This is a genomic window from Halomonas borealis, from assembly GCF_004798905.1.
Taxonomy (GTDB): domain Bacteria; phylum Pseudomonadota; class Gammaproteobacteria; order Pseudomonadales; family Halomonadaceae; genus Halomonas; species Halomonas borealis.
Genome location: NZ_SDMO01000007.1, coordinates 189574 through 199770, shown reverse-complemented (window position 1 = coordinate 199770; position 10197 = coordinate 189574). Strand labels below are relative to the sequence as shown.

The following is a 10197-nucleotide window of genomic DNA, read 5'->3' as shown; positions in this document are numbered from 1 at the left end:
GCGCCGCTGCCGACCCGCGCCGAGGTGTTCGACGTGGCCAACGCGGTGCTCGACGCCACCGACGCGGTGATGCTGTCCGCCGAGACCGCCGCCGGCGACTTCCCGGTGGAGACCGTGGAAGCCATGGCACGGGTGTGCTTGGGTGCCGAGCGTGAGCGCAGCGCCCAGGAGTCGGGCCACCGTATCCACGAGGGCTTTTCAAAGATCGACGAGACCATCGCGTTGTCGGCGATGTACGCCGCCAACCACCTGACCGGGGTGGCGGCCATCGCCTGCATGACCGCCACCGGCTACACGCCGCTGATCGCCTCGCGGATCCGCTCGGGGCTGCCGATCGTCGGGCTGGCCCACAACCCCGTCGCCCAACGGCGCATGGCGTTGTATCGTGGGGTGATCTCGCTACCCTTCGATACCAGCGAGATGACCGCCTCCGAGCTCAACGACCGGGCCATGGCGCTGCTGGTGGAGCGGGCCATCGCCGAGCCGGGCGATCACGTCATCCTCACCCGCGGCGACCACATGAACGCCCACGGCGGTACCAATACCCTCAAGATCCTCGATGTGAACGACCGCCACCACGCCGATTGAGCGTGAGGCGGTCGAGGCCGGCAGGCCCGGGCCTCTCGGAGGCGGTGACCTGAACGGATGGCGCCCCGGTCGTTGCGACGGCCGGGGCGCCTTGTGTATGCAGGACGCCGGGCAGGGCCTTATGTATACAATATGGGTATGCGGTATACTCGATCACCCGCCAACATGCGACAGTCCGCAACGTTCATCAGGAGACCCCGTCATGAGCCAAGCCTGGCACGAGGAAATGCAGGCCGCCGCCCAGCGCGGTGGGCGCATCGGTGATCGTGATATCGCCGACAAGGTGCGCCGAGCGGTGCTGATGCAGCGGCTGCCGCCGGGCACCAAGCTGCCCGAGGTGACGCTCGGTGAGGTGTTCGGCGTCAGCCGGTCGGTGATACGCAAATCGTTGACCCGGCTGGCCTCCGAGCATGTCGTTGACCAGCGCCCCAACCAGGTGGCTCGGGTGCGGGCGCCGGGCATCGAGGAAACCCGTGAAACCTTCGAGGCCCGGCGCCTGGTGGAAGGCGAAGTGGTCGCCTTGCTGGCCGGCGGGCTGTCCGCGGCGACGCTGGAGGCCCTGGGCGGGGAGGCCCGCGAGGAGACCGCGGCCTATCGCCGTGGCGACGAAGCGGCGCGCATCGAGCATTCGCTGAATCTTCATCACCTGCTGGCCGAGCAGTCGCCCAATCGGGTGCTGGGTGGCCTGCTCACCGACCTGGTGCTGCGCACCTCCATCGTGGTTGCCCTCTACAAGCGCTCGGGGCTTGCGTCCTGCTATCAGGAGGCGCAGCACGATCGGCTTATCGCGCTGCTGGCCGATGGCGAGTCGGAAGCCGCCCGCCGAGCGATCCACGATCACCTGTTCGGCCTGGAGGCGTTGCTCGACCTGAGCCCGCGTGAATCGCGCATCGACCTGATGTCGATCCTCGGGTAATCGTCGGTCGTTTCATCGCCCATATGAGAGAAGAATCATGAATCCGATCCGTCGATGCCTACTCCAGGCCCTGTGTCTGCTTCCGCTGGCCGCCGCCTGGCCCGGCGCCGTCATGGCTCGAGAGACGCGCCTGCCGCGGGTGCCGCTGACCCTGCACGGCGAGGCGGGACCCCGACGCCTGACGGTCGAGGTGGCGCGCCGCGCAGGCGAGCGAGCCCAGGGGCTAATGGGCCGCGAGCGCCTGGCCGATGATGCCGGCATGCTGTTCCTCTACGATCGCACCCAGCCGTCGCGTAACGGCTTCTGGATGTACCGGACCCTGATTCCGCTGGATATCGCCTTCATCGATGAGGCCGGACGCATCGTCGATATCCGGCGCCTGGAGCCCTGCACGTCGGATCTGGCACGAGAGTGCCCGGTGACGCGTCCAGCCTCGGCCTATCGGGCGGCACTGGAGGTCAACGCCGGTGACCTCGAGGCGCACGGCATCGCGCTCGGTGATTGCGTCAGCTGGCCCGGCGATGGCGCGGAATGCGCCGGCGCCGCGGCCGATTGAGATGCACGGCAGATCGGCCTTCGTCTCAGGTCCGTGGTTTGCGCGACGCCCGGCCACCGAAACGCAGCACGATCAGTGCGACGCCGGCGACGACCATGCCTCCGCCACCGAGCTTGAAGGCATCGACGCTGTCATCGAGCAGCACGATGCCGAGGATCACGGCCAGCACCGGCACCAGCAGTGTCAGTGGCACCACGCGATTGACATCGTGACGCCGTATCAGGCCGAACCATGTGCCGTAGGCCAGGATGGATGACATCAGGGCGGTGTAGAGTACGGCCCCCCAGCCCTTGACCCCGGCATCCAGCATGGCTTGCCAGTGATGGTCCTCGAGCCACCAGGAGGCCAGCGCCAGCTGTGGGGTCGCGAACAGGGCAATCCAGCCGGCTATGGCCATCGGTGAGACCTTGGGGCCGAGCTTGATCAACAGCTGTGACACGGCCCAGCCCAGAGCACTGATGAGCAGCAGGGTAGTGGGCAGCGGGTCGGGCAGAGAGGGCCCACCGGCCAGTACCAACACGCCGGCGAACGACAGCAGCAGCCCCGCCAAGCGGCGACCGCCGAGCCGTTCCTTGAGGAAGATCACCGCCAGCAGCGTGGCGAAGGGCGTACCCATCTGCACGAGCAGCGCCCCGGTGCCGGCCTCGGCCTGTTTCAGCCCGATGATCAGCAGGGCGAAGTTCATTACCCCGAAGGTCACCGACAGCAGCGCCAGGAAGGGCAGCTGGTGACGCGATACCGGATGAAAGGGCACCAGCAGGACGGCGACTAACGCCAGGCGCAGCGTGGTCAGCAGCAGCGGCGGCAGTTCGGTGACCCCGAGTTTGATGATGATGATGTTGAGCGCCCAGATGACGATGACGCCCAGTCCCAGGGCCAGATCCTTTAAGGGCACGGTGCATCCTTGATGATTGCTGAGAGAGGCGGCTGAGAATATCAGCTAAGCAGATGTGTTTCGTGGGGCGGTGCGGATGTCAGGGAACGATCCATGCGGATTGGCAGATATGGGATGTTAGTGGCTCGAGGCCGCACGATGGGATGAGCCGGGGTTTGACGGTGATGCTGCGAGCCACCCATAAGGCGGTATGAATGAGCCGGTTACAGGCGCGTGGCGCGTATTGTCATCATGATCTCCTCAAGGGATCGGGGCGTCACGAATCTCAGTGTTTCAAGTGTAGGCCTCCCGGGTGAGTGTCACCCGGGAGGAAAGGTCTTGTGAGAGTCAGGAAGTCTTCGCCATTGGAGGTCGAGAATGCGCCATAGAAGGGTCTCCACGCCGGATGCGCCATTTCTCGTGGGCCTCCGGTGAATAGCTGCGCGATGGGGTGCGCTCCAGGCCGGCGGCGGCGGTCCCCATGCTCACCAGGCGGAGTAGCGAGGCCGTCGCCCCGATCACGATGAACAGCGCGGGAGCGCCTCCTAGATTAGATAGCATCTTGATGCCATCGACGCCGGCGAAGCTGGTCATGACCCAGGCGACGACACCGATGGTAACGCCCCAGGTCAGCTTCAGTGCCAAGCGTCCCTCCTGAGCGTCGTCCTCGCCGGATAATGCGGCCTGACTATCGTTGCTGCACAGCTGGCTGATGGCCTCGGTATTGGAGTCCGCCGCCGTCACGTAGGAGAGAAAAGCGATGAACAGGAACACGGCGGCAGTCAACCAGCCCAGCGGTAGCTCGTCGAGCAAGGCATAGACCATCGCACCGGGGCCCTTTTCCTGCATCAGCGCATACATCCCGCCGTCGCTGGCGATATCGTAGGTGAGTATGCTGCCGCTGGTCACCGAGACGTAGGCGATGGCGAACAGTGCGGGTGCGATCAGATTGATCAGCATGAATTGGCGGACGGTATAGCCACGCGAGATCTTGCCGAGGAACAGGGCCGTGATCGGCGCCCAAGTCATCCAGTTGGCCCAATAGAAGATGCTCCAATCCTGGGGCCAGATGTCGCCGGTAAAACTGCCGGTGAAGAGGCTTTTCTGCAGGAAGTTGTTGAAATAATGCCCGGCGGCCTCGACGCCGAAGCCGAGCATCTTCAGGGTGGGGCCGAACAGGAAGATAAAGATCAGAAAGCCGAAGAAGAAGCGCGCATTGATGTTGGATAGCGCTGCGATGCCGCGATGCAAGCCGCTCGCCGCCGAGAGGGTGAAGCTGGCAACGATGGCCAGTGTGATCAACCCCAAGGCCAAAGGCCCGGTGCCGGTCCCCAGGAAGCGGTCGACGCCGCCGGCGAGGGTCAGTACGCCGGTGCCGAGCGATGCGGCCATGCCGGCCACCAGTGCGAAGAGGGCCAGGGCGTCCAGGGCGCGGCCGGGGCGGCCGATCAGACGGTCGCCGAGGAGGGGAGTGAACAGTGCACCCAGTGAAAATGGTTTGCCCAGATTGTAATGGGCGATGGCGAACATGATGGCCGGCACGGTATAGATGGCATAGGGCGTGAAGGACCAGTGCAGGAACATGGTCGACAACGCGAAGCGGGTTGCTTCGGGGCTATTCGCCGCGATTTCCAGCGACTCGGGCGGTGCATTCAGGTGATAGAGAGGCTCTGCGGTCGACCAGAACATGATGCCCACCGCGACGGTGGTACACAGGGTGATAGAGAACCAGCGCCAGGGGGTCAGAATAGGCGTCGCGGTCTCGCCGCCTATACGCGTACGTCCGAGTGGCGAGATGAATACCGTCAGGGAGGTCAGTACCATGACCAGTGCGGTGAGAGAGAACAGCCAGCCGAGGTTGTCGAGGAATGCATCGTTGATCGCCGAGGTGACGGCGAGAAAGGCCTGTTGGTTAATCAGGCTGGTGGCCACGGCGAACAACAGCAGCACGAAGGGGGGCCAGAAAACGAGAGGGCGGATTCTTTGATGAAGCATAGGCATTCCTGGTTATTATGACGTGCTCGGATCGAGCGTGTGTCGAAGGGGCGATCGCCGGCTCCCGTCAGGCGATCGCTCCGTGAAACGCTAGACTTTGTCTGAAAAATCGACGAGAAAAGGCTAGGGATAGGCCCGCTACAGGCGGGCCAACGCACTCCCCGCATTCATGTGGGGCACGAGGAGAAAATCAGCGAAAACTCGGCAGGGATTGCCGGTTTGGGCAGCTCTGCTGCTCGAAGAGCGAGTGACAGGATGTCGCTCGTCAAAAGCCGGAGTTTACGGAGTGTAAATGAGGACTTTGAGCTGATTTTTAACGCCGTATAGCCGAACGCAGGCAGTTTTCAGACATTCCCTAAGTTAGCGATAGGTCGCTTGAGCCGATCGGGTCGCCTTCAGGCGCGCCTCGTCGAGCTCGAGCCCCAGGCCGGGGGCGTCGGAAAGCGTCAGCCAGCCGTCGTGATCGGCGAGTAGCGGTGCCTTGAGCGGGAAGTCGCGCTTCTCGGGTGTCCATTCCGGGGGATCGAACGGGTATTCCAGGAAAGGTGCGCCCTGTGGCCCCACGGCCCCGGCGGTCAGGTGGAGGTTAGCGATGACGCCGATGCCGTTGCCCCAGGTATGCGGCGTGAAGAGTTTTCCGGCCGCGACCACGTCCTGGGCGAGCTTTTTCAGCCCGAGCATCCCGACCGAGCAGACGGCGTCGGGCTGGTAGACGTCCAGGCAGTCACGTCTCAACATTTCGCGAAACTCATAGGGCTCACGGGTCATCTCACCGCCGGCGATCTTCAGCGAGGTGGCTGCATTGAGCCGGGCCATGCCCTGGTAATCACCGCGATACAGCGGCTCTTCCATCCAGTAGACGCCGTAGCGTTCGAGCTCGCGGGCGACGTCCAGTGCCTTGGCATACTCCCAGGGCGTCTGTGTATCCCAAGGCATGCGCCAACCCTGGTTGCAGTCGACCATCAACTCGAGCCGCTCGCCCACGGCCTGGCGCACGGCGCTGAGCACGTCGAGATCGTCCTGAATCTCGGGCCGGCCGAAGCGTAATTTCAAGGCCGGTATGCCGGCATCACGCACTTGTTCGGCGAGGGCGACCACGTCGTCTTTGGCACGGTGTGTGCCACTCGAGGCATAGGCCTTGAGGCGATTGGAAACGCCTCCCATCATTTGCCAGACGGGTTGCCCCTTGATCTTGCCGGCGAGGTCCCAAAGGGCGACTTCCAGGGGCCAGCAACGCCCGGCATGAAAGCCGATGTTGTCGATGACGGCACTGTGTCTTGCGAGGTCCAGCGGGTCGTGGCCGATAAACAGGTGACGGAAGTCATCGAAGCCATACATGACATCGCCGGAGCCGATGCCTTCGCGCCCGTCGCTGTCGGTAACGCGTACGATCGTGGCGGGAAAGCGTTGTCGAGGCTGGCTGTCCCAGGCCGCCGGAAAGGGCGGTTCGAGGTCGAACTGGTGTTGAGTGATCTCGATACGTTCGATGGAACTCATGCGCTGACCTCCTGTGGGGCGATGGATGCCATCAAGCGTGCATCGAATACTGCCACCGTGGCTTCGGCCAGTGGTAGCCAGTCGCTCGCGGTGGGGCGGCGGGCGGCGTTGTTGGCCATGGGTGCGTTTTCCTCGGCCTGCATGACGGCGGCGAGTGTCTCGGCGTCCATGCGTACGTCGCGGAAAGGCGCCAAGGCCTGGTTGAACCGGGTGGCGTCGGCGAGGGCGGTGAACAGCGCCGGCAGATCCTGGCCCTGGCTGCCGGGAGAGAGCGCATGCGCGGCCGGGGTGAAGATGGCATCGTGCCCCTGCACGGACCAGGGGAGCGAGGCTTCCACCGCCAGGGCGACCGCCACCCCATGGGGCAGGTGGTAGAGGGTGCCCAGGGCATGGCCGATATTATGCGCGATGCCGGTGCCGCCATTGTCGATCGCCATTCCGGCGAGGCATGCCGCCTCTTGCATCTGCTGCCGTGCTGCCAGGTCATCCGGGGTCGTGACAGCTCCTTCGAGTGATTGGCCGACTAACCGTATGGCTTGCAGGGCCGGCGCCTCGATGAAGTGGTTACGGCCCTGGCCGGTCGCGGCTTCGAGGGCATGGACGAAGGCATCCAAGCCGGTGGCCACCGTGATCGGCGCCGGCAGCGAGCGGGTCAGCTCGGGGTCGAGCAATACGGCGTCCGGCAGCAGCTCATCACCCCAGGCCCATAGCTTGCGGTCCTGCTCGTCGGCGAGAATCGACGTGCGGGTGACTTCCGAGCCGGTCCCGGAGGTGGTCGGAACCATCACGCTGGGTGCCCTGCCGGACCAGGGGTTCCTGGCCAGCAAGTAATCCTCCATGGGGCCCGGGCTCTTCGCCAGGCCGGCCACCAGCTTGGCGATATCCAGGGCGGTCCCGCCCCCGAGGCCGACCACTAGCGGTGCGGCGAGGCGGCGTGCCTGGCCGGCCGCGGCATCGACGGTGGCGATCGTCGGTTCGCCCGCCGGCGCAATGAACTGACTGACGGGGGCGTCGTTGCCTAGCGTGGTACTCAAGGCCTCCACCAGACCGGTGGCGGCGAGGCCACCATCGGAGACGATCAGGTAGCTGTCGGCGGCATGCTGCTGGCGCAGGGCCGGCAGCCTGTCCAAGCAGCCCGGGCCGGCGATGACCGGTGCCTGGCGTCCGGTTTCGAAATCACGGGTCATGGTACTCACAGCTCTATCCAGGTGGTCTTGAGTTCGGTGTACTTGTCGAAGGCGTGCAGCGACTTGTCGCGACCTTGGCCGGACTGCTTGAAGCCGCCGAAGGGAGCATTGATGGAGGTGTGGTCGTAGCAGTTGACCCACACGGTACCGGCGCGCAGGGCTCGCGCGGCGCGGTGACCGTCGCTGAGGCTGTTGGTCCAGATAGCGGCGCCCAGGCCATAAGCGGTGTCGTTGGCGATGGCCAGGGCATCGTCCAGGTCGTCACAGGTGACCACCACCAGCACCGGGCCGAAGATCTCCTCGCGGGCGACGCGCATGTCGTTGCTGACGTCGTCGAGAATCGCCGGGGTCAAGTAGTAACCGCCGCTATCGCTGCGCACCCGCTGGCCGCCGAATAGCAGCCGAGCGCCTTCCTGCTGGCCTTGCTCGAGATAGCCTTGCACCTTCTCCAGGTGCGGCTGTTCGATCATGGCCCCCATCTGGGTGGCGGGGTCGAGGGGATCGCCGGGCTGCAGCTTATCGGCCCACTCCCTGACCTTGCCCAGCAGCTCGTCCTTGATGGCGCTATGGACGATCAGGCGGGTGCCGGCATGGCAGGTCTGGCCCTGGTTGTACCAGACGCCATAGGCGACATACATGGCGATCTGGTCAAGATCCTCGACGTCCCGAGTGACGATATGTGGGCTCTTGCCGCCGCACTCGAGGCCGATACGCTTCATGTTGGATTCCGCCGAGTAGGCGAGGAACCGCTTGCCGACCTCGGTGGAGCCGGTGAAGCCGATGGCGTCCACGTCCATGTGGCGTCCCAGTGCCTCGCCGGCCTCATGGCCAAGCCCCGTGACCACCTGGAAGGCCCCGGTAGGGATACCGGCATCCCGTGCGAGCTCGGCGACCTTGAGCGTCGCCAGCGTCGACTGCTCGGCGGGCTTGAGGATCAGCGAATTGCCGGCCCCCAGCGCCGGGCCGATCTTCCAGCCGGCGATGATCAGCGGGTAGTTCCAGGGCACCACGGCGGCAACCACGCCGACTGGCTCGCGGTCGACCATGCACACGCTGGTGGGGCCGTTCGGCGCGGTCTCGCCGTAGAGCTTGTCGAGGGATTCGGCGTAGAAGCGCAGGCCATCGGCCAGCCCCGGCACATCGACGGTCGTCGTCTGGGCGATGGGTTTGCCGGTCTCGAGCGTTTCGAGCAGCGCGATATCCGGTGCCTGGGCCTCGATTCGCGCGGCCCAGTCCAGCATTTTGGCCTTGCGCTCGGCAGGCGGAAGATCGCGCCAGCTACCCGCCTCGAAGGTCGTCCGGGCGCTGGCGACGGCGCGGTCCACGTCTTCTGCCTGGCAGGCAGCCACCTCGGTCAGCACTTGCCCGGTGGCCGGGTTCTCGGCGGGGAAGGTGGCGCCGCTGGTGGCATCGCAGAAGGTGCCATCCAGGTAAGCCTGGCGGGGTAGCGATAGTTCGGCGGCGTGGCGTTGCCAGTCGGTCAAGGAGCGCTCGTTCATCGTGTCGTTCTCCGTCGGTCGTCGCGTGCAGTGACGCTCACCCTAGGGAGCCCCCGGAGTTGCAACAAACGATGATTATGTAATCATGGTATTCATAAAAATCATGATTAATGCGGTGTCGAGGCAATAATCCCGTGGGGTTTTGGTCTCGTCACAAGTTTTTATGGGGAGCTTATGCAGCGTTCGTTGCCGCCACTCAACGCACTCAAGGCCTTCGAGGCCGCCGCGCAATGTCAGAGTTTCACTCAGGCCGCGGTGCGACTGTGCGTGACCCAGAGCGCGGTGAGTCGCCAGGTCAAACTGCTGGAAGAACAGCTGGGGGTAGCGCTCTTCGATCGCAGTGGCGGTCAGCTGAAGTTGACGGCGGCCGGGCGCCGCCTGTTACCGGTCTTGCGCCAGTCCTTCGACAGGATCGCCTGGACGGTGGGCGGGCTGGGGGAGCAGGAAGCCTTGTCATGCTTGAAACTCAATGTCCCGCCGACCTTCGCCAGCCGATGGCTGGTGCCGCGATTGGGTCGCTTGAAGGCCCTGCACCCATCCCTCGAGTTGTCCATCACCACACGCTTCGAGGACGACCTGCTAGGCAATAATGATCTGGATGGGGTCATCCGCTTCGGTGCCGGCGAATGGTCGGCGGTCGACGCCGAGCTGCTGATTCAGGAGACGCATGTGGCGGTCTGCGCGCCCCACTTGCTGGCGGGGCGTCGGGGGCGCGAGATCGATCTGACCCGGCATACCCTGCTGCATGTGCTGCGCGACGACAATCGCTTCCACACCTGGGAGCACTGGCTCCAGGCAGCGGGTCTCGAGGGGGTCGATACCTCGGGAGGATTGGCCTTCGATGTCCTGGAACTCGCCATCCAGGCGGCCATCAATGGAGTCGGCGTGACGATCGCCGACCGACACATGATCGCCCGCGAACTGATGCGCGGTGATCTTGTGCAGTTACTCGATGTGGAGGTGACGGGTCACCAGTCCTACTGGCTGGTAACCCGTAGCGGCCACCCAGAATCCACCAACATGGCGCTGTTTCGACGCTGGCTGCGCCAGGAAATCAATGACCCACCCACCTAGAGCGCGGCGCG

General features: G+C 64.7%; 9 protein-coding genes. 4 read left to right on the top strand and 5 right to left on the bottom strand.

The window, feature by feature from the left end; translation table 11 throughout:
- The 3 genes from ETC07_RS09370 to ETC07_RS09360 form a co-directional block, all read left to right on the top strand.
- A partial coding sequence (locus ETC07_RS09370) for a pyruvate kinase (RefSeq protein WP_240724607.1) occupies nt 1–588 on the top strand: 588 nt, incomplete at its 5' end.
- 202 nt (nt 589–790) lie between these two features.
- Nucleotides 791–1504, top strand: a complete 714-nt coding sequence (locus ETC07_RS09365; protein WP_136248245.1) for a GntR family transcriptional regulator — start codon at nt 791–793, stop codon at nt 1502–1504.
- Between the two features lie 37 nt (nt 1505–1541).
- On the top strand, nt 1542–2060 hold the full coding sequence (locus ETC07_RS09360; RefSeq protein ID WP_136248244.1) for a DUF192 domain-containing protein: 519 nt from the start codon (nt 1542–1544) through the stop codon (nt 2058–2060).
- Nucleotides 2061–2085: 25 nt separating this feature from the next.
- On the opposite strand, the gene ETC07_RS09355 is transcribed toward ETC07_RS09360, so the two are convergent.
- From ETC07_RS09355 to ETC07_RS09335, 5 genes are all read right to left on the bottom strand, one after another.
- Entirely contained in the window at nt 2086–2955 is an 870-nt protein-coding gene (locus tag ETC07_RS09355; RefSeq protein ID WP_136248243.1) for a DMT family transporter, read from the bottom strand.
- 327 nt (nt 2956–3282) lie between these two features.
- Complete coding sequence (locus ETC07_RS09350; protein ID WP_136248242.1) at nt 3283–4929, bottom strand: BCCT family transporter; 1647 nt, start codon at nt 4927–4929, stop codon at nt 3283–3285.
- A gap of 360 nt (nt 4930–5289) precedes the next feature.
- The gene (locus tag ETC07_RS09345) at nt 5290–6426 is read right to left on the bottom strand and encodes a mandelate racemase/muconate lactonizing enzyme family protein (protein ID WP_136248241.1); all 1137 of its coding nucleotides are present in this window, start codon (nt 6424–6426) and stop codon (nt 5290–5292) included.
- Nucleotides 6423–7613: an iron-containing alcohol dehydrogenase gene (locus tag ETC07_RS09340; RefSeq protein ID WP_136248240.1), complete on the bottom strand. Its 1191-nt coding sequence runs from the start codon at nt 7611–7613 to the stop codon at nt 6423–6425. Before ETC07_RS09340 ends, ETC07_RS09345 begins: the two co-directional genes overlap by 4 nt.
- Before the next feature lie 5 nt (nt 7614–7618).
- Nucleotides 7619–9112, bottom strand: a complete 1494-nt coding sequence (locus ETC07_RS09335) for an aldehyde dehydrogenase (RefSeq protein ID WP_136248239.1) — start codon at nt 9110–9112, stop codon at nt 7619–7621.
- Nucleotides 9113–9286: 174 nt separating this feature from the next.
- On the opposite strand from ETC07_RS09335, the gene ETC07_RS09330 reads away from it, so the two are divergent.
- A complete protein-coding gene (locus ETC07_RS09330; RefSeq protein WP_136248238.1) occupies nt 9287–10186 on the top strand; it encodes a LysR substrate-binding domain-containing protein in 900 nt (299 codons plus the stop codon).
- The last annotated feature ends 11 nt before the right edge of the window (nt 10187–10197 follow it).

Bases quoted from the DNA above. Each gene is read 5' to 3' on its own strand.
- ETC07_RS09365 (WP_136248245.1), top strand. From the start codon at position 791: ATGAGCCAAGCCTGGCACGAGGAAATGCAGGCCGCCGCCCAGCGCGGT.
- ETC07_RS09360 (WP_136248244.1), top strand. From the start codon at position 1,542: ATGAATCCGATCCGTCGATGCCTACTCCAGGCCCTGTGTCTGCTTCCG.
- ETC07_RS09350 (WP_136248242.1), bottom strand. From the start codon at position 4,929: ATGCTTCATCAAAGAATCCGCCCTCTCGTTTTCTGGCCCCCCTTCGTG.
- ETC07_RS09345 (WP_136248241.1), bottom strand. From the start codon at position 6,426: ATGAGTTCCATCGAACGTATCGAGATCACTCAACACCAGTTCGACCTC.
- ETC07_RS09340 (WP_136248240.1), bottom strand. From the start codon at position 7,613: ATGACCCGTGATTTCGAAACCGGACGCCAGGCACCGGTCATCGCCGGC.
- ETC07_RS09335 (WP_136248239.1), bottom strand. From the start codon at position 9,112: ATGAACGAGCGCTCCTTGACCGACTGGCAACGCCACGCCGCCGAACTA.
- ETC07_RS09330 (WP_136248238.1), top strand. From the start codon at position 9,287: ATGCAGCGTTCGTTGCCGCCACTCAACGCACTCAAGGCCTTCGAGGCC.